Genomic DNA, 25,425 nt, shown 5'->3' on the forward strand with positions numbered 1-25,425 from the left:
CCATTAGCTTGCAACTTATACTGTAAATAAAATCGAGGAAGAATTAACATGAATCCCACCGTTGCTGCTGCTTCTGTTATCGCTGCTGCTTTAGCTGTAGGTTTAGGTTCCATTGGACCTGGACTTGGTCAAGGAAACGCTTCAGGCCAAGCTGTATCTGGTATTGCGCGCCAGCCCGAAGCAGAAGGAAAAATTCGCGGAACTTTACTATTAACCCTAGCGTTCATGGAATCCTTAACCATCTATGGTCTGGTTATTGCCTTAGTTCTTTTATTCGCTAACCCCTTCGCTTAAAACCTAAGCAATGGTAGAGACAGTAGCTATGCTGTCTCTGCATCAAATAAAAGCGTTAAACCAACCAAGACATAGATGGGTGAACCATGTTTGATTTTGATGCAACTTTGCCCTTGATGGCATTGCAATTTATTTTATTGGCGATCATTCTCAACGCCATTTTTTACAAGCCCTTGAATAAAGCATTAGATGAAAGGGCAGACTATATCCGCCAAAAACAAAGCGGTGGACAAAAAGAGTTAGCTGAAGCCAAGGAACTAGCCGCTCAGTATGAGCAGCAATTGGCCGAAGCCCGTAAACAGTCTCAAGAAATTGTCGCCCAAGCTCAAAGCGAAGCTAAGCAATTGGCCAGTGAAGCTGTGGCCGAAGCACAAAGAGAGGCCATAGCTAAAAAAGAAGCTGCTGCCCAAGAAATTGAGCAGCAACGTCAAGAGGCTCTAAAAACTCTAGAACAACAGGTTGATACTTTAAGCCGTCAAATTCTAGAAAAACTCTTAGGGCCAGAATTAGTCAAATAACAATACTGTCCCTTGACTTCAATAACCGGTATGATCGATTCTTTTTTATTATTAGCCACCGAAAGTCAGGCTGAAGGGGAAGCTCTGATTAGTTTCCACTTTGACTTCTTAGAAAGTAACATCCTCAATTTAGCCATTTTGGTAGGGGTTTTGTTCTTTTACGGTCGCAAAGTTGTGGGTAATATCCTCACAGAGCGACGTAATCAAATTACCCAAGCTATCCAAGAGGCTGAAGATAAACAACGTACAGCGGCCGCCGCTTTAGCTAAAGAACAAGAAAACTTAGCTCAGGCCAAGAAACAAGCCGAGGATATTGTTAAAGCTGCCAGTGAAAGAGCTAAAACAATTACAGCAGAAATTAAGGCACAATGTGAACGAGATATCGCTCGTCTCAAAGAAACAGCCGCAGCTGATCTGTCCTCCGAGCAAGAACGGGTAATGGCGCAGTTGAAAAAACAAATTGCAGAAGAAGCCATTGCTCAAGCAGAAAGTCAACTCAAAGCACAAGTTGACAACAATGCTCAGCAGCGACTGATCGATCGCAGTATCGCTACGTTAGGAGGTTAAAGGTGAAAGGATCTCTATTTAGTTCAGAAATAGCTGAGCCTTACGCTCAAGCATTAATGTCCCTCGCACAATCCCAAGACATTACCCGCTCCGTTGGGGAAGACTGCCGTAGTATTTTGGAAATGTTAGGTCAATCTGCGGATTTACAGTCCTTTATTAGCTCTCCTGTCATTAAGGATGAGGATAAACGAGCGGTTTTAAATCAGCTACTAGGAGATGATATCCATCAGTATTTACGCAACTTTATTATGTTGTTGGTGGATAAAAGACGCATTGTTTTCCTAGAAGCTATCTGTGAACAATACTTGGCTTTACTGCGGAAATTGACCAATACGGTTCTCGCTGAAGTCACCGCTTCGACGGAGTTGAGCGATGGCCAACGCCGGGACGTGATCGACAAAATCAAGACATTGACCGGCGCAGAATCCGTAGAACTCAAAACCGATAATGACCCCGAATTAATTGGCGGTGTCATTATCAAAGTCGGCTCCCAAGTATTTGATGCTAGTTTACGAGGACAACTCCGTCGCATTAGTGTCAGTCTTGCCGGAGCTTAATCAGTTTAACCCATTGTAATTCATTTAATTGCGAAAAAGATCCCACTATGGTTAGTATCAGACCTGACGAAATCAGCAGCATTATTCGCCAACAAATCGAGTCCTACGACCAAACTGTTACCGTGTCTAATGTGGGAACCGTTCTCCAAGTTGGGGACGGAACTGCCCGTATTTACGGCCTAGAACAGTGCATGGCTGGGGAATTATTGGAATTTGAAGATGGAACCATTGGTATTGCCCTCAACCTAGAAGAAGATAACGTTGGAGCAGTATTAATGGGAACCGGTTTCGGTATCCAAGAAGGGAGTACCGTTAAAGCCACAGGCAAAATTGCTCAGGTTCCCATAGGAGAAGCTATGATCGGTCGGGTGGTAGACTCCCTCGGTCGTCCCATCGATGGTAAAGGCGATATTGCCACCACAGAAAGCCGTTTAATCGAATCCCCTGCCCCCGGTATTATTGCCCGTAAATCTGTGTGTGAACCCATGCAAACAGGGATCACCGCTATCGATGCTATGATTCCCATCGGTAGAGGACAACGGGAATTAATTATCGGTGACAGAAAGACAGGAAAAACTGCGATCGCGATCGATACCATCATTAACCAGAAGACAGAAGATGTTATCTGTGTTTACGTTGCCATCGGTCAAAAAGCTTCTACTGTAGCTCAGGTGATCGGAACCCTGGAAGAAAAAGGCGCAATGGACTACACCATTGTGGTTGCTGCTAACGCCAACGATCCTGCTACCCTACAGTATCTTGCTCCTTATACCGGTGCAACCCTGGCAGAATACTTCATGTACAACGGTAAGGCTACTTTGGTGATCTACGATGATTTATCCAAACAGGCTCAAGCATACCGTCAATTATCCTTGTTACTAAAACGTCCCCCCGGACGGGAAGCCTATCCTGGAGACGTTTTCTACATCCACTCTCGCTTATTAGAAAGAGCCGCTAAACTCAGTGATGCTCTTGGTGCTGGTAGTATGACGGCTTTACCTGTGATTGAAACCCAAGCAGGGGACGTATCCGCTTATATTCCCACCAACGTTATTTCTATCACCGACGGACAAATATTCCTATCCAGTGACCTCTTTAACGCTGGTTTCCGTCCCGCCATTAACGCAGGTATTTCAGTGAGTCGGGTGGGTTCTGCTGCCCAAACCAAAGCCATGAAACAGGTGGCTGGGAAGTTAAAATTAGAACTGGCTCAGTTTGCTGAACTAGAAGCCTTCTCTCAGTTTGCTTCCGACTTAGACGCTGCCACACAGGCACAGTTAGCACGGGGTCAACGGTTACGTCAAATCCTCAAACAGCCCGAAAACTCTCCTTTAGCGGTTTGGGAACAGGTAGCTATCTCTTACGCCGGACTCAACGGTTATATTGATGAAGTTCCTGTGGATAAAGCCACGGAGTTCGCTGCTGGTTTAAGGGAATATATCGCCGCCAGTAAGCCCAAATATACTGAAATCATCAAGAGTGAGAAAAAACTCACCGATGAAGCAGAAAGCTTGCTCAAAGACGCGATTACAGAATACAAGCAAGCCTTTGGTGCTTAATAATGTCGAGTTGTTGAGTTAGTGGTTCTATCATGGATCACTGACTCAGGCCTATAAGCTAATTATTAATCAAAAATCACTCTCACATTATGCCTAACCTAAAAGCCATTCGTGATCGCATTCAGTCGGTGAAGAATACAAAAAAAATTACTGAAGCCATGCGCTTAGTGGCCGCCGCTAAAGTACGTCGGGCCCAAGAACAAGTTATCTCTACTCGTCCTTTTGCTGACGCTTTAGCAAACGTCCTTTTTAACTTACTCAACCGTTTAAAGTCGGGGGATGTTAGCTTACCTCTCCTAGAACAAAGAGAGGTAAAAACCGTTGCGATCGTCGTTGTTTCAGGTGATCGGGGTTTATGTGGCGGTTACAATAGTTATGTCATCCGTCGCACCGAACAACGGATTAAAGAGTTACAGGCACAAGGTATCGGTTATCGTTTAATTACGGTAGGCCGCAAAGCCACTCAGTATTTTAGCCGTCGCTCTGCACCCATCGAAAATACATATACAGGGTTAAACCAAATACCTACCGCCGATGAGGCAGCTAGTATTGCCGATGAGTTACTATCCTTGTTTTTATCGGAAACAGTGGATCGTGTTGAGTTAATTTATACTCGTTTTGTCTCTTTAATTAGTTCTCGTCCTGTGGTGCAAACCTTAGCCCCTTTAACCATACAAGGTTTAGAAACAGAAGACGATGAAATTTTCCGTCTCATTAGTAGTGAAGGAAAATTAGGGGTTGAAAGATCAAAAGTTACTCAAAACATGAGTAGTTTTCCTCAAGACATGATTTTTGAGCAAGATCCTGTTCAAATTTTAGACGCTTTGTTACCTTTGTATGTTAATAACCAGTTACTAAGATCATTACAAGAGTCAGCAGCTAGTGAGTTAGCGGCGAGAATGACAGCAATGAGCAATGCTAGTGATAATGCTGGTCAATTAATTGGTACTTTAACCTTATCTTACAACAAAGCCCGTCAAGCAGCTATTACCCAACAGTTAATGGAAGTGGTTGCCGGTGCTAATGCTTTGTAACTTTTGGCTTTATTTTTGTGAACAAATTGGGCGTTTAGAAGTTTCTAAACGCTTTTTTAACAAAATTATTGGCAGAAGTACCCACCTATACATTTTCCAAGAAATACTCATATTTTAGGTGGGAAATACTAGAATCCATGTTATTCAAAGCATGGAGAATTCAAACTAATACAAACCCAAATCTTCGATGAGTAGTCAATTAAGCGAAAGAGCTAAACAATTAATTCCAAAAGCCAGAATTGTGAGTTTTAACCGTTGGAAAAGTTCACATTCAGATGAAGTCCTGCAAATTTTTCAGCAAGCAGATGATCAAGGTCGCTATCTTACAGATGAAGACTTAAATAACATTAAAACTCTAAACACAGAGCAGTCATCAGCAGTTGAAAAAGCAAGATTTTTGCGAGACAACGCCGATTTAATTGTTAATTACGCCAGAGAACAAGTTTTGGCCACGTATCCTCAAATTACAGAGTTAGGTGGTGGCCTTTACCCCCCTGAAAGAGCGGAAGCTTGCTGGCGAGATTTCTGGCATTTTCTACGCTGTATCACCTATGGAATTGCTGGAAACAGTTCTCAATTTACTAGCCTAGAAGGACTGCAAAATATGGATTTGCTCTATCAAGAATTGCAGGTTCCTCTTGATGCCATGATCTGCGGCTTAGAAAACTTGAAAATCTATAGCTTACAGCAATTCAAACCTGAACAACAGCAGGAACTGACTCCTTATTTTGACCATTTAATTAGTCATCTTAAGGATTTTCACAGAAATCCTATCTCAGATAAAATTTAGGATTTTTTCACTACATGGGAATCACTACCGCTTTAGCTAAGATGCGTCAAAAAAACTTGATTTTCGTAGTTTAGATGAGTTTTTATAGGACATAATACCATTATGTCCTATAAATATACCCTTGTAGGGATTTAACACTGTTAAATCCTGAACACTGTCACATCCTGAACTATATCCTATGCAAAAATAACTAAAGATTGACCAAGTAAGCGATCGCATAGGAAAATTAGGATAAGAACAAACCGAAATAATCTAGATGACTGCAACCCTACAAGCACCCCCAAAAACCCATCGCGTTGTCTTTCCCTTCACTGCCATTGTCGGTCAAGAAGAAATGAAACTGGCCCTCCTCCTCAATGTCATCGACCCCAAAATTGGTGGTGTGATGATTATGGGCGATCGCGGAACGGGAAAATCTACCACTATCCGCGCTTTAGCTGACTTACTCCCGGAAATCGATGTGGTAGAAAATGATCCCTTTAACTCCCATCCCTCTGACCCCGATTTAATGAGCGATAGCGTGCGTCAGATGCTGGAAGAACAGGGTTCTTTGCCCATTTCCCACAAAAAAGTCATTATGGTTGACTTACCCCTTGGAGCCACAGAAGATAGGGTTTGCGGTACCATTGATATTGAAAAAGCTTTATCAGAAGGGGTCAAGGCGTTTGAACCTGGGTTATTGGCTAAAGCTAACCGAGGGATCTTATATGTAGACGAGGTTAACTTACTCGATGATCACCTGGTGGACGTATTATTAGACTCTGCTGCCAGTGGATGGAACACGGTAGAAAGGGAAGGTATTTCTATTCGTCACCCGGCCAGATTTGTTTTAGTGGGATCAGGAAACCCAGAAGAAGGGGAGTTACGGCCTCAATTATTGGATCGCTTTGGAATGCACGCAGAGATCCATACAGTCAAAGAGCCTAACCTACGAGTACAAATTGTCGAACAAAGATCAGAATTTGATGGAGATCCCCAACAATTCTGTGAAACTTATCAAACACAACAAGATGACTTACAAAATAGTTTAGTGCAAGCGCAAAATTTACTCCCTTCCGTTAACATCGATTATGATTTACGGGTGAAAATTTCGGAAGTTTGCTCAGAATTGGATGTGGACGGGTTAAGGGGTGACATTGTAACCAACCGTGCATCAAAAGCTTTAGCAGCGTTTGAAGGACGTACAGAGGTCACTGTGGATGATATTCGTCGAACCATGGTTTTATGTTTGCGTCACCGACTTCGTAAAGATCCCCTAGAAACCATTGACTCAGGTTATAAAGTAGAAAAAGCATTTAATCGAGTCTTCGGTATAGAAACAGAAGAATAACACAGTCTTCTAGACTATCCTCATGTTGAGTGATAACAAGCAAGATGCTTATGTTAAAGTGCATAGGTAGGGTCAATTGATAAGTTGATCCTACTGGTTTCTCTTGAGTCCCAATACACTATGAAAACCCTCACCAAACCACAGGCAGAAAATTATATGATTTTGTATCCCATCAGTTGGGAAACGTTTGGACGGATGAGTGAAGAATTAAGTGAAAATTCTGCTAAAAGGTTGACTTATGACGGAGAATATTTACAGATTATGAGTCCTTTAGTGGAACATGAAAACAATAATTGGTTTATTTCTCGTCTTATTTTTATCATGGCAGAGGAATTGGATCTGAACATTAAAAGTGTTGGGTCTCTAACCCTAAAAAGAGATGATATTAAGAAAGGAATAGAACCAGATGCTTGTTTTTATTTAAAAAATGAACCATTAGTTAGGAATAAACAATATATTGATTTGAATAAAGGAGATGTTGCTCCAGACTTAGCCATTGAAATTGATATTACAAGTGGTTCCCTTGATAAGTTCCCTATTTATGCTGCTTTGGGTGTAGAAGAGATATGGCGATATGATGGTCAAGTTTTACGATTTTATGGATTGAATAAAAACAGAGAGATTTATGAGGAAATGAGTAAAAGTATAGCTTTTCCTAAGTTAGATATTGCCTTGATTCCTCAATGGTTAGAACAACGTTTAATTATTGGAGAAACAGCAGTTCTTAAACAAGTAAGAAAATGGGTAAAAGAACAGAAAAATTAAACCATTTAACAAAGACTTATGAGAGTGTTTTTCACACTCTCAAACTTTAATTTTACTAAGCTGCCTTTGCGGTTTCTGTTTCTTTTTTAGCTGATCCCTGGGTTCCTATTTGAATCAACTCAACCTTATAACCGTTAGGATCTTCTACAAAAGCAATAACTGTTGTCCCGTGTTTCATGGGACCCGGTTCTCTGGTAATATTGCCACCTTGCTCTCTAATTTTTTCACAAGTTCCATAGATATCATGGACTCCTAAAGCAATATGTCCATAAGCATCACCCAAGTCATAGGAGTCAACACCCCAATTATAGGTTAATTCTATAACTGAATTATCGGACTCATCACCATAACCAACAAAAGCAAGAGTAAACTCACCCCCTGGATAATCTTTTTGGCGAAGTAGTTTCATGCCTAAAATATCACAATAGAATTTAAGGGATTCTTCCAGGTCTTTAACCCTTAACATCGTATGTAAAAGACGCATAATTTATTTTCAAATTAAACAACAAGGTGATCACTGGGATCGTTATTCTTCATATTACCATTTGTAAACCAAATTTTTTGTTGTGGAACAGGTAGGGGCAAACCTTGCTTATCAAATTCCATTTTCAGACGACGACGAAACTCCCGAGAAACCAACCATTGTTTGAGGGGTTTTGTTTTAATCCAAACCCGAATAATTAACCCTCGTTGTTCAAAGTTATTGTAAATAAACAACGACCATCCAAGCGAATGCAAGTGGTTACATTTGTCTCTTGAGATTTGTCAGATAGCCAGCTATTACTATCTGTAATTCCTGGTAAAAAAGGGATTAGTTGGGGTTGTGCTGTTGCTGGTAATTTTCCTTGAAATATTGTTGTTAATAATAAGGCCGTTGTAAAAAGTTTGTAACGTAAAGAATGAGTGTATGAGGATTGATTTTTCAAAAATTCAAACATAAGTTCCCAGTAAACGAAATTGTTTAGTTTCCCTTTGATGTTATGAGTTCATACCTATCATTATAAGGGTGATGGTTTCTCTAACAAATCCATACTAGATAACTAAACTTTTCTGGTTATAAGAGCCTTTTTCTTAAATTTAGCCTATTAACTGTGACCATTAAAAAGGAAATATGTTGCTTCATAAAACTGTCCATTATTTAAGCTTTTAAAGCTGGTTTGTAATTCAAGACACGAATTAATGTTCCTTCTTTGGGTAAATCTTCAAATCTTAAGCGAAGTTGATTATTATTAACCTGTTTAATATTCATGTCTTCAACTAGGTTCAAAAAACCAGCTAAGGGATCAATATCACAAGTTTCTTCATCGGCGGCTGAGGTGCGATAATGGGTAGGAATCATCACCTTAGGACGCAACGTTTCCATTGCTTGTTTTCCCTCGTTAGCATTATAGGCTTTTGGACCACCCCCAACAGGAATTAAAGCAACATCTGGACTACCTAATAAAATTTTTTGTTCTATATCAATGGGAGCAGCAGCACCTCCCAAATGGACCACACGGATACCCCCTTGAGTCCAACGCCAAGCCACATTAGTTCCGAAACGTTTACCACCCTGGCGATCGTGGGCAATACCAACCCCTTGTAGTCGGAAACCATTAATTTCGTAAACCCCTGGTTCATACAATACTTTGGGGTTTCCTGGTAGGTTTTCAGCCGCCCCTTCATCCCACATTTGACTACTAATAATTACTAGATCCGCCTCAACCCGAGGTAAACGATAACCTGCTGTACAACCGATCGCTCGAAAAGGGTTAGCTAAAATTCTGATACCACCACCAGTAAATAAGAAGGCGGTATGACCTAAATATTGAATTGATAAAGAGTCTTTACTTTGGGCTGAAACTGTTTGAAAACGAGAGGATACAGACAAACCAGTGGCTGCCATAGCACTCGCCCCAGCATAACGCATAAATTGTCGCCGTTTCATAATTAATCTTAAAAATAGAATTTATTGCGGGTTTAATACTTTGAGAAAGTTCTCTAACAGGGATTTTCCCGATGTGGTTAAGATACTTTCTGGATGAAATTGTACCCCTTGGAGGTGCGGATAGTCTTTATGTTGTAGTCCCATAATGGTTCCATCTTCAGTCCAAGCTGTAATTTCTAGGACATGGGGCAGGGTTTCTCGTTCCACTACTAAACTATGGTAACGAGTGGCTTCAAAAGGATTATCTAAACCCTGAAATACCCCTTGATCATTGTGATAAATAGGGGAAGTTTTCCCGTGCATCAAGATAGACGCAGAAACCACTTTCCCCCCAAATACTTGCCCCATACTTTGATGGCCTAGACAAACCCCTAAAATGGGGACCGTTGGCCCAAGTTCTTGGAGTAGGGCTAAAGATACCCCTGAGTCTTCGGGGCGGCCTGGCCCTGGAGAAATAACAATGCCATCTGGGTTGAGATGACGAATTTTAGGGATATCGATTTTGTCATTACGGTAGACCTGGATATCCGAAGCGACGGGCCATTTAAAGCCTAATTCCCCTAGATACTGCACTAAGTTATAGGTGAAACTATCGTAATTATCGATAACGAGAATCAATGCTTATCTCCTCGATGATGGTTATTAATGCTTTTAGCTTAGAAAGGAAAGACGATGGCGACTAAGGGGGGAGCAATAATGAACCCGGCTACTAACAAAGCAGCTAGGGCTGAAATCATTACCGCACCGGCTGCGCAGTCTTTGGCAATTTTCGCTAATTCATGATAAGACTGACCGACGGTTAAGTCTACCACAGATTCTAAAGCGGTATTCAATAATTCTAAGACCATAACCAAGGCACAAGTTAAGGCAACGATCGCCATTCCTAGAGTATTGATGTGGAGAACTAGGCCAATACTCAAAGCTATGGCTGTCATAGCGGTATGAATACGGAAGTTGCGCTGAGTCATGAAGGCATAACAAACACCTGCCCAAGCGTATTTGAAGCTAGAAAATAGGTTGGGGGCGATGTGCCAAGCAGTATTTTTTCTTATCTCTGAAACGCTTTCTTCTCCTGAATATTGGGGAAGATGGGACTGTGTTAAGGTTGCTGCACTGGAAAATAAGGGGCTAGGGGAGGACTGACTCATTTTAAAATCGGCTTTCATAATTTTAAGTTTTACTAAGTTTGGTACAGAATAATTAAATATTTTTACGAAGTCTGTTCAATTAGAACATACAGTTTAGCAATTTTCCACTTAGAGACCGACTAATCTTAATAATGTTTCCTGTTGTTGAAGCATTTCTTCTAAACTCGGTTCATCTGGGTGGTCCCATCCTAACAGATGTAGGAAGCCGTGGGTGGCTAACCAAGGGAGTTCTCGCTTAAGGGGGTGATCTTGTTGTTGTGCTTGTTTTCGAGCCGTTTCCACGGAAATAATAATATCTCCAAGGTACAAAGGTTCTAACAAGTCTTCTGGTGGAGTAACAACAGGAAAATCCCACTCTAGGGTAGCAAAGGCCAAAACATCAGTTGGTTGGTTTTTCTGACGATATTGGGCATTTAAGCTTTGTATTTCCTTATCTCCAGTTAATCTCAGGGTTAATTCATAATTAGAGGCTACTGGGAGATGAAAACCCAGGGTTTTGCACCATGTTTGAAACCACTGCTTCCAAGTTTGAGGGGAAATAGGGTTGGCTATTGTCCTTTGCTCTGAATTAACCCAGAAAACGTCTTGAATATTTAGCTCGATCACTATATTTGAAGTTTCAGAAGCTATCATCCTGTTATATTAGCGAGTTAAATAAGAAATGCCTATTAAGAAAGCTAAAAGTCCCAGGGTGGTGAGAAAAAAGTGCTTCAGGGATAGTCCTCCCTTGCGAACCATATTACGCATCGCTAGTTTTGTATAACTGGGTGGTGGCTCACTTTTAGGGGTGTCTGCGGTGTTTTCTGGGATAGATGGGGGTGTATTTGTCATAGAACTCTTCCGTATTTTTCCATAAGTTCGTCTTTTAATGTAACAGTTTGTTACGAAAGATCAATGATTTTGGACAAATTGCTCATTGATCTCAATCACATCTCTATCCTTAAGGGTTCCCAAATTTGCCCATAGCACTATCAATGTCTTTGCTGTGTTCTTAGTATTGGCAGGGGTTATGGCTTATAATTTATTTTGTAAAGAAAAAACCTAAAATTAGCTCATTTATGCTAAGGAATCTAATTATCCCTTCTACCCTTGTTATTAGTACCGTTGTTTGGGTGGAGATTGTCCGGGACTGTTATCATGTCCTTTCCCATGTTTGGCAACCGTTATACCGTCTTCATGGTTGGCATCATAAGGTATTTAAGCCAGACTTAACTCGGGTCAGTGAAGAAATTTACCGTAAAGCACACTGGTATAATGATATTCCAGAAGCTTTGGTTATGCTCACTCTAAGCTTAATTCCTGGGGTGATCTGTTATTACTATAACATCTCCTATGGTTGGTTGGCTTGGTCGGGATCTATTTATACCTTGACTTTTTTGGGTGGGGCGATCGCCAGAGGTGCAGGGGTTCCCTACATCGATGAGTTGACGGATATTACTCACCGTCCTGGGGATTTTACCACACTTCCTAATCCTTGGTTTGTCAATCGTTCTTATCATTGGCGACATCATTTTGATGATCAAAAGGCTTATTATTGTGGCACATTAACGTTAGTTGATAAAATTATGGGAACTTCTTTATCTCTTAAAGGAAAGACTGTTGCTGTTACTGGTGCATCGGGAACGTTAGGTTTAGCTTTATTGAAGGAGTTACGGTTAAATGGGGCTAAAGTTGTTGCTTTTACTTCTCAAAGGAAAACAATCAATTTAGAGATTGATGAGCAATTTGTTCCTGTTAAAACTTTAACTTGGAAGGTGGGGAGAGAAAGCGAATTATTGGAAGATTTGGCCAAGGTAGATATTTTAATTATTAATCATGGCATGAATGTTCATGATAAGAGAGATCAATCTTCTATTATTAATTCTTACGAAGTCAATACTTTTTCTGGTTGGCGATTGATGGAAACTTTCTTTCAAACTATTAAAACAAATAAGGATAAGGTTTGTAAGGAGGTTTGGATTAATACCTCAGAAGCAGAGGTAAACCCGGCAGTTAGTCCCCTTTATGAACTGAGTAAAAGAACTTGGGGCGATTTAATTACTTTGCGGCGTTTGGATGCCCCTTGTGTGGTCAGAAAGTTGATTTTAGGACCATTTAAAAGTAATTTGAATCCTATTGGGGTGATGTCAGCAGACTGGGTTGCTAAGCAAATTATTAAGGGTGCAAAATCGGATATTCGTAATATTATCGTTACTATTAATCCCATTACTTTTATTGCGTTCCCTATCAAAGAATTTTGTCAAAGTTTATACTTTAATTTGTTTACAAATTCTGTTGAAGAATGAAAAAAGTAGCTGTATTTGGTAATACTGGTGGGGGTAAATCTACCTTGAGTAGAAAGTTATCTGAGATGACAAATTTACCCCTTTATGTCTTGGATAAAATTCAATATAAACATGGAGGTGTTGCGGTTCCTTATGAAGAATTTAAACAAAATCATGCGGAAATTATCAACAAGTATGAATGGGTAATTGATGGTTTTGGTTCTCTAGAAACTGTCTGGTTAACCTTGGGAAAAGCAGACACTTTGGTTTATATTGATTTGCCTTTACCTGTTCATTTTTGGCGGGTGACAAAACGGTTTATTACAGGGTTTTTTGTACCCCCAAAAGGTTGGCCAGAAAATAGTCCTTTGTGGAAAAGTTCTCTGCAAAGTTATAACAATCTTTGGTTATGTCATCAGCGTTTAACTCCTAGATATCGAGACTATGTTTTAGAAGCAGAAAAGACTAAAAAAGTTTATCATCTGAAATCAACTAAAGATATTAAAGAATTTTTTGAGTCAATCGCTTAAATTTGTATTACTTTTCTATTATTAGGTATTCAAGTTATGAGTTATTCCTCTACTCTTACCTATACTACCGCAGAAATACTTAAACGTATTGAGGATAATTATTAGAATATATCCGTGGAATTCCGAGGGACGAGGAATTTATTTAAACCTTTAAGAACATGAATAAACAACAATTACAAACCTATTTTAATCCAATCCAAGAATTGCTAAACTGTCCTCAAGGGGAAGAAACCGCCATCCTGCAACAAAATGATGGGTTAAGTAATCAAGAGTTTATCCCAGTAGTTAAGCAATATGCAGACTTATGGCAAAAACAAGAAACAGAAAGCAATAATGCTGCTTGGTTAAGTAATATCCCCCAAACATTAACAGAATATCTCAAGGGCAAAGGAAATAAAATCCAAGACTATCTCAACTTTTTACAACAAGCATTACAAGCAGAAATAGAAAGTAATAATAACCCTGCGGTGGTTTATCCCATCTTACAGCAGCATCAACACCTATTAGATGATGTCTTTGCCCAACTCCTGCCACAATGGTTAAAAAATACAGTTTCTCAAATGAACCCAGAAGAAGCTACGGCCATAGTCGAGGTGATTGAAAATTTATGTATTGATATTAATGAGTTTCCTTTAGGGAGTCGGGCAAATAATCTAGAAATTGCCATTAAAGGGTATGAAACGGTGTTAGAAATGCGTCCCCGTGCAACAATGGCAGAACAATGGGCTATGACACAAAATAATCTGGGGAATGCTTATTATAGTAGCATCCGAGGGGAAAGAGTCCAGAATATAGAAGATGCTATCCAAGCTTATGAGCAGTCGTTAGAAGTCTATACCTGTGAGGCTTTTCCTTATGAATGGGCTATGACACAAAATAATCTGGGGACTGCTTATAGCGATCGCATCCAAGGGGAAAGAAACCAGAATATAGAAGCGGCCATCCAAGCTTATGAGCAGTCTTTAGAAGTCTATACCCATGATGCTTTTCCTTATGAATGGGCCACCACACAAAATAATCTGGGGACTGTTTATAGCGATCGCATCCAAGGGGAAAGGAACCAGAATATAGAAGCGGCTATCCAAGCTTATGAGCAGTCTTTAGAAATAAGAACCCGTGAGGCTTTTCCTTATGAATGGGCCATGACACAAAATAATCTGGGGACTGTTTATAGCGATCGCATCCAAGGGGAAAGGAACCAGAATATAGAAGCGGCCATCCAAGCTTATGAGCAGTCAACAAAAGTCTTAACCCTTGAAGAATATGAATGAAGAACCATTACAAATATACCTTAATCTAATCGAAGAATTATTAAACTGTCCTCAAGGGGAAGAACCCAAGATCCTGCAAGAAAATGAGGAGTTAATTAATCAAGAGTTTATCCAAATAGCAAACCAATATGCAGACTGGTTGGAACAACAACAACCAGAAGGCAATAATGCTGCTTTCTTACGCAATATAGCCCGAACATTAACAGAATATCTCAACCGTAAAGGAAACTTGGACTTTGGACAAAAAAAGTTTGTTAGCGTAAAATATACGCTAAACTAAAATCCCAAAATATCGGCTCTGTATCAGTCAATAAAATTGGCTGACAAATAGGGCTAATCTATAGATTCTGAGGAAAACTAAGGAGCTTTTAAGTTTTCAGTTGATTTTTTGCTCCCTTTCTTGATAACATCATGACGAGTTCGTGGGGCTTTTTTGTAACCTTTAATACGTCCGGAAGAAAAACCTCGACGTTTGGGAAATTTGGCGAAAGTCCCCAAGGTCGTAATTATTCTTGAAAAGTCTCTTTGAACTAGACTAGGGGTGATTTTGATGGATTTATTAGTCTTCAAATACTGTTCCCAATCACGGGGTAAAACCACAGCTAATTTTCTGGCAGCCCACAAATTTACATAAGAAAGAAGTGTTAGTTTAAACCAATTTTCTTCATGATGTACATCGGGAGTTAAATAAGATGTCATCAATAATCTTTGTTTACCAAATCGAAAAAGATGTTCCATGTCATAACGTTGTCGATAACACTGATAACAATCAACTAAACTTAACTCATCGCGCCGAGAACCAATAACAATAAGCCACATAGGTTTCCAAATACTATTTCTTTCTTGATCTCTGACAACAATCTGGAGTAAAGTAAAGGGGTGATTGTTCATTTTATAGTTTTTAGTTCCTCTCATTAACATCTGTTTCCATCCCGAAATAGTCACTGTTAATTGACGACCTTTTTTCGTTGTAAAGGGAACATGATGAACTTCATCAGGTTCAGTCCAAGGTTGGTCATCTTTAAGGTCAAATTTATCCCCATACCAACGGGGATGTCCCGAAGTTTTGGCTTGATTTGGGTCCCGAATAAATTGACGATAAAAAACTCGGTCACTTCTAACTCTTGTAATAGTAACTACGTCTTCATGCTTAACTTGTTCCCCAATAAAATCCTTTTGGCTGTAGTCACTATCAGCCACTAAGACAGATAATTTATCAGAAAATAAAGAACTTTGCCAGATTTTTTTTAGTTGTTGATTGCCTTGATTTACTCCTTTATGTTTAGAGGGGACTCGCTCTCCTGATAAGGGGACAGCCCAAGGGACTTTTTCTGTGTCTATTTGGTCAGGTAAAGCGCAGACAACGGAATAACAATGTCCAATATTAATGGGTTTATTTCCCTTAATTGGATTGGGGTAATGAATAAAGGTTTTATCCGCTAACGTTTCGGCAAACGGTCGTGTACAGGGAGTTGTGTCAATACCAAATAAGTTATAATGTTTTGAAGTGGGAGGAATTGTTCTCGATACCGCTGAAAATAAAGTCTCAATTCTCTGTTCATAATTAGGGTTTGCTGAAAAAGTTTCTCCAAAATTTATGCCACTTTTGACCAAGAATTTTCTGACAAATCAATAAGTTTTAGTACATAAAAATTGTTTAAAGTATAATCAAAATTAATGAAAGGCGGTTTGATGAGTTCTCCTGTTCTATTATTAGTAAATAAGGACAAAAAAAGCGACAAAAACTGCCTCAGAAGTTTAGAAAGATTGACAACTAAAAATGTAATAGCAATAGATGTAATGGAGGTTTCAGGAAGTTTTGTCATCACGAGATTTAGGCTAAATCTTCGTTTAGCTTGTCCAAACTTTCCCTCAATAGCATTACGGAAGCATTCATCGGAGTGGGCTTGTTTCTTTTCTTCTTCACTGACATTTTTCGGAGGTCTTCCTAACTTCGGACCACTGATTCTTATCCCTCTTTCCTTACACCAATTTCTGTTTTCCCTAGTTCGATAAATTTTATCTACATGGACGGATTCGGGATAATAGCCAAACGTTTCTTTATACTTTTCTACTTGTTCTTTTAAATGACAAGATTCATTGAAGTTTTCCCAACTTATTTTGTCTAGAAACACATAGTTATCTACACAGCTTACTGAGAGTTTAGCTCCAAACTCTATTGGTTTTCCTGCTTTTCCCCTCACTATTGGACGAATATGCGGTTGAGTTAAACTTACAATTCTTTGAGGAACACTCTGGGTCTTATTCTCCCACATTGACTGTTGTTGTTCATAAACTTTTTTGATAGTCTCTAGACAATTTTTCTGTCTTTTACTCAGATTTTCCAGGGAAGCCCCAGCTTGAATTAAGTCTTCTATATTTCCTAAATTTTTCTTAAGGTATTTTAACTGTTTCCCGATAGCTTTTCTTCTTTCTTGATAAGATACTTTTCGTTTTTTAGCTACTTTTAAGTATTCCTTTCTAGCAATTTTTCTAGAAGTTCTCGGCTTTTTTCTCAATTCTACTCTTAATGGTTTATAAAGATTATCTATTATTCTTTCTGTCTCAATTCTGGCTTGATTTAATATGCCTAAATCCGTTGGGTATTTGATGTCTGCTGGCGCACAAGTCGCATCTAAAATTAGTTTACCTTTGTTTTTTATTTTTTCTCCTTTTTATTGGAGACAATCCTTTTTTTTTACTTCTTTATCACTCTTGTCTATTTCTCTTTTTACTATTTTTTTATTGATTTTGTTTATCAATTCTCCATCAATTCTTTTCCTAAAATGAACTAGCATTGAAGATTCCAGTGGTGGCTCTTGTTGATAACAATTTAAACCTATAAAGTATTGTAGATAGGGATTTTCTCTAATCTGTTCTATAGTTTCTCTATCACTTGTTCCTAATTTTTCCTTAATAATTAATGTCCCTAATGCCATTCTAAATAGTTTGGCTGGCGCACCTTTTTCTGCTGAAAAAAGTTTAGCATATTCTTCCTCAAAATCATCCCAAGGTATCAACTCTGCCATGATTACCCAACGATTATTGGGGGACAATTTGCCCTCGAAAGGTAATTCAAATTTTTCTGGGGGCGGTAAAGGTTGCTCCTCTTTTCGATACATTTGTTCTTGAGCAACAACTGGGAGGTGTTTCTACCAATTATAGCGGTTTGTAGCCGACAAAGCTGATCTTTTTTGCGATCGCGAATATGGGTGTAACCTTTTAAAGAATAGGGTTTTGCTTTTATTCAGCAAACCCTAATTAAGATGCTCCTCAAAACTATACTCAATAATAATTATTTAGGATCAGACTCAGAAAATTCTGCGTCAATGACATCATCGCCACCGCTAGAAGTTCCGCCACCAGGAGGGGTTCCAGCATCAGCACCAGGGGCCTCACCAGGCGCACCACCAGCTTGTTGATAAACGCTGCTACCAATGCTGTAAAGCAGTTGTTGTAACTCTTCGGTTAAAGACTTGATTTTATCATCATCGTCTTGGGCGATCGCATCTTTGAGGTCTTTGATCAACCCTTCAGCTTTAGTTTTGTCTGCTTCAGGAATTTTATCCCCTAACTCACTCAGTTGTTTATCAGCTTGATAAACTAAAGAGTCAGCTTGGTTCTTACGGTCAATTTTTTCCCGACGTTCCTTATCTTCATTAGCATTAGCTTCCGCTTCTTTAACCATGCGATCGACTTCGTTATCCGGTAAGGTAGAAGCCCCGGTAATACTAATGGACTGTTCTTTACCGGTGCCTTTATCCTTGGCAGTCACATTGAGGATACCATTAGCATCGATATCAAAGGTAACTTCGATTTGAGGAACGCCACGAGGTGCAGCAGGAATACCATCTAAGCGGAATAAACCTAAGTCTTTGTTATCATTGGCCATTTCCCTTTCCCCTTGCAGAACATGAATTTCTACATTACTTTGGCCATCAACCGCAGTGGAGAATACCTCGGATTTTTTGGTGGGAATGGTGGTGTTACGGGGAATAATTTTGGTCATGACACCGCCCAAGGTTTCTACACCCAAGGAGAGAGGTGTTACATCCAACAGAAGGATATCTTTGACTTCCCCGGCTAATACACCCCCTTGAATGGCTGCACCCATAGCCACCACTTCATCGGGGTTAACCCCTTTGTTGGGTTCTTTGTTGAGGATTTTTTGGACTAACTCTTGTACCGCAGGAATACGGGTGGAACCCCCAACCAGTACCACTTCATCGATGTCGCTATTGCTGAGTTTAGCATCCTTCATAGATTTTTCTACGGGGATGCGACTGCGATCGATGAGATCGGAACAGAGTTCTTCAAATTGCGCCCGTGTTAAAGTAGTGTCGAGGTGTTTGGGACCTTCTTGGGTAGCGGTGATGAAGGGCAGGTTAATTTCGCTTTGGGTGACGCTAGAGAGTTCAATTTTGGCTTTCTCGGCTGCTTCGGTCAACCGTTGTAAAGCTTGTTTATCTTTGCGTAGATCAATCCCTTCATTTTTTTGGAATTCTCCGGCGAGAAAGTCGACAATTTTTTTATCAAAGTCGTCCCCTCCTAAGTGGGTGTCTCCAGAAGTAGCTAATACTTCAAATACACCGTCCCCTACTTCGAGAATGGATACGTCGAAGGTTCCACCCCCTAAGTCAAAGACGAGGATGGTTTCGTTACTCTTTTTATCTAACCCGTAGGCCAAAGAAGCGGCGGTGGGTTCGTTGATAATCCGTTTTACTTCAATTCCGGCAATTTTTCCCGCGTCTTTGGTAGCTTGACGCTGAGAGTCGTTAAAATAAGCAGGAACGGTAATTACTGCTTCGGTAACGGTTTCACCGAGGTATTTACTGGCATCTTCGACTAATTTACGGAGAACCTGTGCCGAGATTTCTTCGGGGGCAAATTGTTTGCTTTGGGCCGGACAATCTAGTTTAACGTTGGCGTTGCTATCTCGTAAGACTTTATATGATACTTCTGTAGCTTCGTTGGTCACTTCTTCGTGTTTACGACCAATAAAGCGTTTCACTGAATAAAAAGTGTTATCGGGGTTCATTACCCCTTGACGCTTAGCGATCTGTCCCACTAAGCGATCGCCGTTTTTGGCATAAGCGACTACAGAGGGGGTGGTTCTAAACCCTTCTGCGTTGGCGATAACGGTGGGTTTTCCCCCTTCCATTACCGCTACACAAGAGTTAGTGGTTCCTAAATCAATACCGACAACTTTTCCCATATCCTAGACTCCGTAATTACTATATGACTTACTCAATGCTGTTAATCAGCCTAAGTATTAATAATGGGTTTTCTTGAGTATTTATGACTCATATCTATGGTGACTGGATCGGGGTTCTCTAGGGTAGTGTAGTTTTCCGAACCTAGAAATGACGGTTTGAGGGATCACTGAGTTCTTAGATTTCTCCTTTTTCTAATTGTTTGATGGTATTTAAAAATTTTTCGGCATGATCTGTGTTACCTTGTTGCCTAAATAATTGTGCTGCTTTTCTGAGATCGGCGATCGCTTTTTCTTTTTCTTCTAGTTTAAATCGAGTTACTCCTCGGTTATGATAAGCATCAGCAAAATTGGTATTAAATTGAATGGCTTTACTGTAATCTTCCACTGCTTGTAAGGATTTGCCTAAACGATTATAAGCTAAAGCACGATTGTAATAAGCTTTGGGGTTATTGGGGCTAATAATTATGGCTTGGTTATAGTCCAAAATAGCTGCTTCGTGCATTTCTAAATCATCTTTTGCATTGCCCCGATAAATATAAAAGTCTCCATATTTAGATTCTAATTCAATGGCTTTTGAACAATCGGTAATGGCTTGTTCATGATTTTTTAGTTGATAATAAGCATAACATCGGTTTCCATAGGCATAGGCAAAATCGGATTTTAATTCTATGGCTTGATCGTAGTCCTCAATGGACTCTTCAAATTTCTCTAAAACTAGGTAAGAATAACCCCGATTATAATAAGCGTCTGCATCAGTTGGGTCGAGTTTAATGGACTCACTAAAGGCTGCGATCGCTCCTTGATAGTTCCTGGCTTCTATTTCATCAACCCCTTTATTATACCAATCTATAGCTGTCAAGGATGGGGTTTCTTCTGGTTCTTCTAAAACATTTTCTTGGGGGGTTTCTGGGTTGTCTTGAGCAAAACTCTCTGCAAGATTTAAAGCGATATTTCCAAAAGAAAAACAACCACCAATGAGCAAGGTAATATATATTTTTTTGAGTTTAATCATGGTTTTAAAATTAGGCAAAATAATCAATATTTTGTTATTAGTCTTCACCGTAATCTGCCTTATTATAAATGACGAGGACTAGAAACGGCAACCACCCCTAACACTTTAATACCATTATCCCGTAAAATTTTAGCAGCTTCTTTAAACGTTGTTCCTGTGGTATAAATATCATCAACTAATAAAACTGGTCTGGATAAGGAATGTTTTTCTAGGGTTTTTCCTAGTTTAAATGCTCCTTTAATATTGTTTCCTTTTTCTTGAAAAGTCAAACTAAACATAGCTTTGGTTTGACGTATTCTTATTAAACCTTTTGGGTTTAAAGGATATTTTGTACCTTGACAAAATCCCCTTGCTATGATCTCTGCTTGATTAAATCCTCTTATTTTTTCCTTTGCTTTGTGGAGAGGAATTGGAATAATTAAAGGTTTTATTTTACTATTAATTAAATAATTTTTTCCCCAACTTTCTGCTAACCAAAACCCTAAAAGTTCTCCAATTTGAGGACTTTTATCGTATTTTAAGGCTGCGATCGCCTGTTTTAATTTACCGTCGTATTCTCCCCAAACAAATAAGGGTAAGTCCCCTTGCGAAGATTTTTTAGGATCTTTTAGTTGGTGACTTTTAAGTTGTTTCTGACAATATTTACAAATTTCTTCCGTGGTTGCTCTTTCACACAAAGGACAATTTGGCTGGAGAAAAATTGAGAGAATATTTTTTAACATAATCAATTGCTCCAGTTATCAGTTACCAGTGATCAGTGAGCAGTTTTCTTGACAATTTACCGATCACTGTTAACTATCTTAACTATTAACAGGAACTTCAGGATAGAAGCCTAATTCTTTTGATAATTGACGGGCGACGTGGATTAAGAATTTTGCTCCATCGGGGTTATTTTCGTGGGCCATCATAGTAGAAACTTGGACTAAAGATTCTATAAAACCCTGATCCAATAATTCACTATTGGAGGTTAATACGTTGGGTTCTTCTCCATTGGGACAACGCATTAATTGATCGATCAAATTAAAATACTGTTCTCGACGAGATTCTGTCATGATGTCTCCTTAAAATATGAGAGATAAGAGTGATGATGTAATGTGTGCCTTCATTCTAGCGGTAAGTTTTCGGTTTCTTGGATAATTCTTAAGCTTTTTTTCGCAATTTTCAGGGCAATTTGTCCCCTATTGATTTAGGATTTAGAATATTGGGAGATAATCAGCAAATGCTTTACTATAGCAATCAGTTATCAGTTGTGAGAATTAATGTTGAAACTGATCCCCTCTAACCCCCAAACCCCATCGTTAACGACGGGGTCTTAAGGGGGGTTAGGGGGGATCTCGATAATCTCATGAACCATTACTGATTGCTATATCTGCAAGTCTATAGGAAATGTCTTCTTAGTATTCCCAAATTAAGAAAAATAATTACCATTATTAATTAACTAATTAAATAGGTAAAGTTTTCTAAATAGATTTAACCAGTTTGGCAACTAATCTATTCACTACTTAGTTATAATCTCTGTTGACCAATGTTAATATTTTTATTAAATTAGTAATTAAAATAGGTAATATTTTCTCAAATTAACAATAATTTTAAAGAGGTTTTGTATGAAAATTTCCAATCGGGCTAATTTCTTATTTTTCGGGATTGTTCTTCTAATTTGCTGTCTCTGGGGTAACTTAAATAACGCCCCCATTTACTCAGCAGTTCCATCTTATACTACTAGAGTTAGTCAAATAGCCCAAACTAGCAATGGTGATTTTGTTCAAGCTCCTTTACCTTATGATTACAATGCTTTAGAGCCTTTTATAGACGCTAAAACTATGGAAATTCACTATACTGGGCATCATGGAGGCTATCTCAAAAAGTTTAAGAAAACCCTGGAAAAACACCCAGAATTAAAGGGAAAAACCCTTGAGCAAATACTAGGAAATATTGACAACATTCCCTCAGATATTCGTACTTCAATTCGTAATAACGGTGGTGGTCATTACAATCATACTGTATTCTGGGCGATTATGACTCCTAATGGTGGTGGTGAACCCAATGGTGAGTTTGCTACAGCTATTAATAATTCTTTTGGTAGTTTTGAAGAGTTTAAGGCGCAATTTAAGGCTGAATCTTTTAAACGTTTTGGTAGTGGTTGGGTTTGGTTAGTTAGAGATAAAAATGGTCGTCTAGAAATTACCAGTTCACCAGGACAAGATAACCCTATCATGGAAGGAAAATATCCCATTTTAGGTACTGATGTTTGGGAACACGCTTATTATCTCAATTATAAAAATTCTCGAGGAAGCTATGTCGATGCTTGGTGGAATACCATCAATTGGGATGAGGTAAACGCGCGATTTAAAGAATCACAAACCGTTTAATTTTGAACAGCTTATAGGATTTTCATCAATTTAGACTATAGATGTTTATATTGTAGGGGTTAACGGCCGTTAACCCCTACTTTTTGAAATTTATATTATTTAATAATCATCATCATCGGGGTCTTTTGTTAATACTTCAAACACAGTTGTAGCACAAGATTCTCTTTTTTCATCAATAGTTTTTACTTGTTCTGTAATAAATTTTGCTTGTTCAATTTGACCCATTTTTGCTAAGATATAACCTTGACAGGCATAAGCATTGATATAAAGTCTGATATTTGCTTCTTTTTGACGCTCCTTTAAAATGGGCTGTAGTTGCTCCCATTTTAAAGGTAAATTTTCTTTTTTTTCGATGAGTCTTAAGACTTCTCTAGCAATTTTTAGAGCAATTTCTGTCTTATTTTTATAGAAAAAGAAACGATAAGCTCCCACCAAAACGTCCATATTATTCCCTGCTTTTTCCAAAGCTTGGTTAATATATTGTTCAGCTAAACTGCTATTTTCCCAGTTATCTGTTGCTAATATTAATAGTTCTTTTACTTCTTCTGACGCATCGTACCAAGAAAGTTGATTCATAATGTTAAGCTGTATCATTTATAGCGAGTCTAAATAATTGATGAACAGTAACACAGGTATCCTGCATATTACAAGCTAGAAGCTTGTGCTACATTTTTTACTATTTATTTAGACTAACTATAGCAATCAGTTATCAGTTGTGAGAATTAAGTGAATTCTGATCCCCCCTAACCCCCCTTTGTAAGGGGGGAACTAAAGGGGGGATCTCCAAGTTCTCATGAATCATTCCTGATTGTTATATATATATTATCTTCTAAGATCGCAGAATTCCATCAAATTTTAAAGAGAATTAAAGTATTAAAGAGCGCACTAGATCCAGTTCTCTATTTTTAGGTCGGGAATTCTTTCAAATTATCGAGTATTATTAGTAACTAAGATATAATCTTGACTTTGACAATGTGCTGCAATCAACATATCCATGTTACCAATAGGAGTCCCTTTTGCTTCTAAATAATTACGAATTTTACTGTAGCATTGTACTGCTGTTTCTTGCCATGGTAAAACTTGCAAGCGTGAGATAAAATCATCTAAAATCTCTTGATTCTTACTTTTAGCATTAGATTTATCCACACCATATTGTAATTCAGCTACAGTCATCACAGAAATATATACATCTTCGGAAGCAACCGCTTGAAAAGGAGTTAATACAGTGGATGGACGCTTTTTAATGATATAGATACAAATGTTAGTATCTAACATATACATTTAGAATAAATCCTCTCTAGTTTGAAGAGGTAAATCAATTCTTTGTTCCATAAAATCTTCTGAGGGTAAAGGGGTTTTTTCAAAAAAATCTTCCCAGGTAGTAGGTTTAGGAGATGGGATAACTTTTCTATCTTTCCACATCCCCACAAAGGGCTGATTTTCTAGAGAAAAAGAAGCAGAAGATGAGACGGTTAACTCTTGTTTTTCTACTTCATTAAGAATTATTTTAGCAATTCTTTCTTGTTCAGACTCGGGTAACTGCTCAAGTTTTGTCATCACTTTATTAAGAGCTTCAATCATATTTATCTCCATTCAATTTAACTTCCCAGTATCTGGAATAACAGAAATTAAAACAAAATTTCCCATTTTCTTCTAGATTAAAATAGAATTAAAGTAATTAAATAATTCATAATATTGTTGGGTTGAGTACCGAGCCCAACCTACAATGTCGATGCACTGCTACGGGTATCTAACATATACATTGAGAATAACTATGCTCACAAAAATATTCACTCGGCCAAGAAATGATTAAATAAGATAGAATAATCAATATATTAATTTATGCAATGATTATGGTAGAACCAATATCTTTAACTGTTTTAGCTACATCTATTGTGGGGTTTGTCTTTACAACTGCTTCAACAACAGTGGTTCAAAAAGCAACGGAAGCAACCCTTGAAAAGATTAAGACATTAGCAGATATGGTTAAAGAAAGATTAAAGTCTAACCCACAAGTTGTAACTGAGTTAGAGAAGGAGTCAGATGAAGACAAAGATTTAGAAACTATCCGATTTTATTTAGAAAGTGAACTTAGACAAAATAAAGACTTCAGAGAAGATGTTCAGCGTCTCTATGATGAGATTAATCAAGCATTAGAAAATGAAGGAGAAGGTTCTAATATTATGAACGTTTATGGGGGAAAAGCGTATCAACAAAATCAAAATAAAGGAAAGATTTATAACGCTGATCAAATTACTATTAATGAAAAATAATT

The 25,425-nt window shown here is 38.6% G+C and carries 30 protein-coding genes and 2 pseudogenes; 15 read left to right on the forward strand and 17 right to left on the reverse strand.

Features of this window, described 5'->3' with window-relative positions:
* Nucleotides 1-48: 48 nt before the first annotated feature.
* The 9 genes from atpE (at nucleotide 49) to CWATDRAFT_RS02535 (ending at nucleotide 7,414) form a co-directional block, all read left to right on the forward strand.
* Nucleotides 49-294, forward strand: coding sequence for an ATP synthase F0 subunit C (atpE, locus tag CWATDRAFT_RS02495; RefSeq protein ID WP_007303504.1), 246 nt, complete (start codon nucleotides 49-51; stop codon nucleotides 292-294).
* Nucleotides 295-380: 86 nt separating this feature from the next.
* Nucleotides 381-812, forward strand: a complete 432-nt coding sequence (locus tag CWATDRAFT_RS02500; RefSeq protein ID WP_007303505.1) for a F0F1 ATP synthase subunit B' — start codon at nucleotides 381-383, stop codon at nucleotides 810-812.
* Between the two features lie 30 nt (nucleotides 813-842).
* Nucleotides 843-1,379, forward strand: a complete 537-nt coding sequence (locus tag CWATDRAFT_RS02505; RefSeq protein ID WP_007303506.1) for a F0F1 ATP synthase subunit B — start codon at nucleotides 843-845, stop codon at nucleotides 1,377-1,379.
* Between the two features lie 2 nt (nucleotides 1,380-1,381).
* A complete protein-coding gene (gene atpH, locus CWATDRAFT_RS02510) occupies nucleotides 1,382-1,936 on the forward strand; it encodes an ATP synthase F1 subunit delta (protein WP_007303507.1) in 555 nt (184 codons plus the stop codon).
* A gap of 47 nt (nucleotides 1,937-1,983) precedes the next feature.
* A complete protein-coding gene (gene atpA / locus CWATDRAFT_RS02515) occupies nucleotides 1,984-3,495 on the forward strand; it encodes a F0F1 ATP synthase subunit alpha (protein WP_007303508.1) in 1,512 nt (503 codons plus the stop codon).
* Between the two features lie 89 nt (nucleotides 3,496-3,584).
* Nucleotides 3,585-4,529 carry a F0F1 ATP synthase subunit gamma gene (locus CWATDRAFT_RS02520; protein WP_007303509.1) on the forward strand — a complete coding sequence of 315 codons (945 nt, stop codon included), beginning with the start codon at nucleotides 3,585-3,587 and terminating at the stop codon, nucleotides 4,527-4,529.
* A 187-nt stretch (nucleotides 4,530-4,716) separates the two neighbouring features.
* Nucleotides 4,717-5,319 carry a globin family protein gene (locus CWATDRAFT_RS02525; protein WP_007303510.1) on the forward strand — a complete coding sequence of 201 codons (603 nt, stop codon included), beginning with the start codon at nucleotides 4,717-4,719 and terminating at the stop codon, nucleotides 5,317-5,319.
* A gap of 256 nt (nucleotides 5,320-5,575) precedes the next feature.
* A complete protein-coding gene (gene bchI / locus CWATDRAFT_RS02530; RefSeq protein ID WP_007303511.1) occupies nucleotides 5,576-6,649 on the forward strand; it encodes a magnesium chelatase ATPase subunit I in 1,074 nt (357 codons plus the stop codon).
* A 120-nt stretch (nucleotides 6,650-6,769) separates the two neighbouring features.
* The gene (locus CWATDRAFT_RS02535) at nucleotides 6,770-7,414 is read left to right on the forward strand and encodes a Uma2 family endonuclease (protein WP_007303512.1); all 645 of its coding nucleotides are present in this window, start codon (nucleotides 6,770-6,772) and stop codon (nucleotides 7,412-7,414) included.
* 55 nt (nucleotides 7,415-7,469) lie between these two features.
* Here the strand turns inward: CWATDRAFT_RS02535 and gloA are convergent, their stop codons facing one another.
* From gloA to CWATDRAFT_RS02570, 8 genes are all read right to left on the reverse strand, one after another.
* A complete protein-coding gene (gene gloA, locus CWATDRAFT_RS02540; protein WP_007303513.1) occupies nucleotides 7,470-7,898 on the reverse strand; it encodes a lactoylglutathione lyase in 429 nt (142 codons plus the stop codon).
* Between the two features lie 14 nt (nucleotides 7,899-7,912).
* Nucleotides 7,913-8,152, reverse strand: coding sequence for a mechanosensitive ion channel family protein (locus tag CWATDRAFT_RS41270; protein WP_007303514.1), 240 nt, complete (start codon nucleotides 8,150-8,152; stop codon nucleotides 7,913-7,915).
* Entirely contained in the window at nucleotides 8,095-8,352 is a 258-nt protein-coding gene (locus CWATDRAFT_RS36920) for a hypothetical protein (RefSeq protein WP_007309088.1), read from the reverse strand. Before CWATDRAFT_RS36920 ends, CWATDRAFT_RS41270 begins: the two co-directional genes overlap by 58 nt.
* Nucleotides 8,353-8,552: 200 nt before the next feature.
* Nucleotides 8,553-9,341, reverse strand: coding sequence for an MBL fold metallo-hydrolase (locus tag CWATDRAFT_RS02550; protein WP_007303515.1), 789 nt, complete (start codon nucleotides 9,339-9,341; stop codon nucleotides 8,553-8,555).
* Nucleotides 9,342-9,362: 21 nt separating this feature from the next.
* Nucleotides 9,363-9,959: an anthranilate synthase component II gene (locus tag CWATDRAFT_RS02555; protein WP_007303516.1), complete on the reverse strand. Its 597-nt coding sequence runs from the start codon at nucleotides 9,957-9,959 to the stop codon at nucleotides 9,363-9,365.
* Nucleotides 9,960-9,997: 38 nt separating this feature from the next.
* A complete protein-coding gene (locus tag CWATDRAFT_RS02560) occupies nucleotides 9,998-10,507 on the reverse strand; it encodes a diacylglycerol kinase (protein ID WP_007303517.1) in 510 nt (169 codons plus the stop codon).
* A gap of 90 nt (nucleotides 10,508-10,597) precedes the next feature.
* Nucleotides 10,598-11,122: an rRNA maturation RNase YbeY gene (ybeY, locus tag CWATDRAFT_RS02565; protein WP_007303518.1), complete on the reverse strand. Its 525-nt coding sequence runs from the start codon at nucleotides 11,120-11,122 to the stop codon at nucleotides 10,598-10,600.
* A gap of 9 nt (nucleotides 11,123-11,131) precedes the next feature.
* Nucleotides 11,132-11,320, reverse strand: coding sequence for a DUF3285 domain-containing protein (locus CWATDRAFT_RS02570; RefSeq protein WP_007303519.1), 189 nt, complete (start codon nucleotides 11,318-11,320; stop codon nucleotides 11,132-11,134).
* A 227-nt stretch (nucleotides 11,321-11,547) separates the two neighbouring features.
* Here CWATDRAFT_RS02570 and CWATDRAFT_RS02575 point away from each other — a divergent pair, with 227 nt between their 5' ends.
* The 4 genes from CWATDRAFT_RS02575 (at nucleotide 11,548) to CWATDRAFT_RS02590 (ending at nucleotide 14,834) form a co-directional block, all read left to right on the forward strand.
* Nucleotides 11,548-12,774, forward strand: coding sequence for a bifunctional sterol desaturase/short chain dehydrogenase (locus CWATDRAFT_RS02575; protein ID WP_007303520.1), 1,227 nt, complete (start codon nucleotides 11,548-11,550; stop codon nucleotides 12,772-12,774).
* Nucleotides 12,771-13,283 carry a P-loop NTPase family protein gene (locus tag CWATDRAFT_RS02580; RefSeq protein ID WP_007303521.1) on the forward strand — a complete coding sequence of 171 codons (513 nt, stop codon included), beginning with the start codon at nucleotides 12,771-12,773 and terminating at the stop codon, nucleotides 13,281-13,283. Before CWATDRAFT_RS02575 ends, CWATDRAFT_RS02580 begins: the two co-directional genes overlap by 4 nt.
* 158 nt (nucleotides 13,284-13,441) lie before the next feature.
* On the forward strand, nucleotides 13,442-14,554 hold the full coding sequence (locus CWATDRAFT_RS02585) for a tetratricopeptide repeat protein (RefSeq protein ID WP_007303522.1): 1,113 nt from the start codon (nucleotides 13,442-13,444) through the stop codon (nucleotides 14,552-14,554).
* Nucleotides 14,547-14,834, forward strand: a complete 288-nt coding sequence (locus CWATDRAFT_RS02590) for a hypothetical protein (protein ID WP_007303523.1) — start codon at nucleotides 14,547-14,549, stop codon at nucleotides 14,832-14,834. Before CWATDRAFT_RS02585 ends, CWATDRAFT_RS02590 begins: the two co-directional genes overlap by 8 nt.
* Nucleotides 14,835-14,911: 77 nt before the next feature.
* Here the strand turns inward: CWATDRAFT_RS02590 and CWATDRAFT_RS02595 are convergent.
* The 6 genes and pseudogenes from CWATDRAFT_RS02595 to CWATDRAFT_RS02625 all read right to left on the reverse strand — a co-directional run.
* Nucleotides 14,912-16,126: pseudogene (locus CWATDRAFT_RS02595) on the reverse strand (NF041680 family putative transposase); the annotation flags it as partial.
* Between the two features lie 23 nt (nucleotides 16,127-16,149).
* Nucleotides 16,150-17,676 (reverse strand): annotated as a pseudogene (locus CWATDRAFT_RS32705) (IS5-like element ISCwa2 family transposase).
* A gap of 173 nt (nucleotides 17,677-17,849) precedes the next feature.
* Complete coding sequence (gene dnaK / locus CWATDRAFT_RS02610) at nucleotides 17,850-19,769, reverse strand: molecular chaperone DnaK (RefSeq protein ID WP_007303526.1); 1,920 nt, start codon at nucleotides 19,767-19,769, stop codon at nucleotides 17,850-17,852.
* 175 nt (nucleotides 19,770-19,944) lie between these two features.
* Nucleotides 19,945-20,799, reverse strand: coding sequence for a tetratricopeptide repeat protein (locus CWATDRAFT_RS02615; protein WP_232286943.1), 855 nt, complete (start codon nucleotides 20,797-20,799; stop codon nucleotides 19,945-19,947).
* A gap of 44 nt (nucleotides 20,800-20,843) precedes the next feature.
* On the reverse strand, nucleotides 20,844-21,503 hold the full coding sequence (locus CWATDRAFT_RS02620) for a ComF family protein (RefSeq protein WP_007303528.1): 660 nt from the start codon (nucleotides 21,501-21,503) through the stop codon (nucleotides 20,844-20,846).
* A gap of 78 nt (nucleotides 21,504-21,581) precedes the next feature.
* Nucleotides 21,582-21,833, reverse strand: a complete 252-nt coding sequence (locus CWATDRAFT_RS02625; RefSeq protein WP_007303529.1) for a hypothetical protein — start codon at nucleotides 21,831-21,833, stop codon at nucleotides 21,582-21,584.
* A gap of 552 nt (nucleotides 21,834-22,385) precedes the next feature.
* Here CWATDRAFT_RS02625 and CWATDRAFT_RS02630 point away from each other — a divergent pair.
* The gene (locus tag CWATDRAFT_RS02630; RefSeq protein WP_007303530.1) at nucleotides 22,386-23,150 is read left to right on the forward strand and encodes a superoxide dismutase; all 765 of its coding nucleotides are present in this window, start codon (nucleotides 22,386-22,388) and stop codon (nucleotides 23,148-23,150) included.
* Nucleotides 23,151-23,249: 99 nt separating this feature from the next.
* On the opposite strand, the gene CWATDRAFT_RS02635 is transcribed toward CWATDRAFT_RS02630, so the two are convergent.
* The 3 genes from CWATDRAFT_RS02635 to CWATDRAFT_RS02645 all read right to left on the reverse strand — a co-directional run bounded on the left by CWATDRAFT_RS02635 (nucleotide 23,250) and on the right by CWATDRAFT_RS02645 (nucleotide 24,731).
* A complete protein-coding gene (locus tag CWATDRAFT_RS02635; protein ID WP_007303531.1) occupies nucleotides 23,250-23,726 on the reverse strand; it encodes a hypothetical protein in 477 nt (158 codons plus the stop codon).
* 351 nt (nucleotides 23,727-24,077) lie between these two features.
* On the reverse strand, nucleotides 24,078-24,425 hold the full coding sequence (vapC, locus tag CWATDRAFT_RS02640) for a type II toxin-antitoxin system tRNA(fMet)-specific endonuclease VapC (protein WP_231586019.1): 348 nt from the start codon (nucleotides 24,423-24,425) through the stop codon (nucleotides 24,078-24,080).
* 6 nt (nucleotides 24,426-24,431) lie between these two features.
* Nucleotides 24,432-24,731, reverse strand: coding sequence for an antitoxin (locus tag CWATDRAFT_RS02645; RefSeq protein WP_007309100.1), 300 nt, complete (start codon nucleotides 24,729-24,731; stop codon nucleotides 24,432-24,434).
* 266 nt (nucleotides 24,732-24,997) lie between these two features.
* On the opposite strand from CWATDRAFT_RS02645, the gene CWATDRAFT_RS02650 reads away from it, so the two are divergent.
* Nucleotides 24,998-25,423: a hypothetical protein gene (locus CWATDRAFT_RS02650; protein WP_007303534.1), complete on the forward strand. Its 426-nt coding sequence runs from the start codon at nucleotides 24,998-25,000 to the stop codon at nucleotides 25,421-25,423.
* The last annotated feature ends 2 nt before the right edge of the window (nucleotides 25,424-25,425 follow it).

It is taken from the genome of Crocosphaera watsonii WH 8501 (assembly GCF_000167195.1).
Lineage (GTDB): Bacteria > Cyanobacteriota > Cyanobacteriia > Cyanobacteriales > Microcystaceae > Crocosphaera > Crocosphaera watsonii.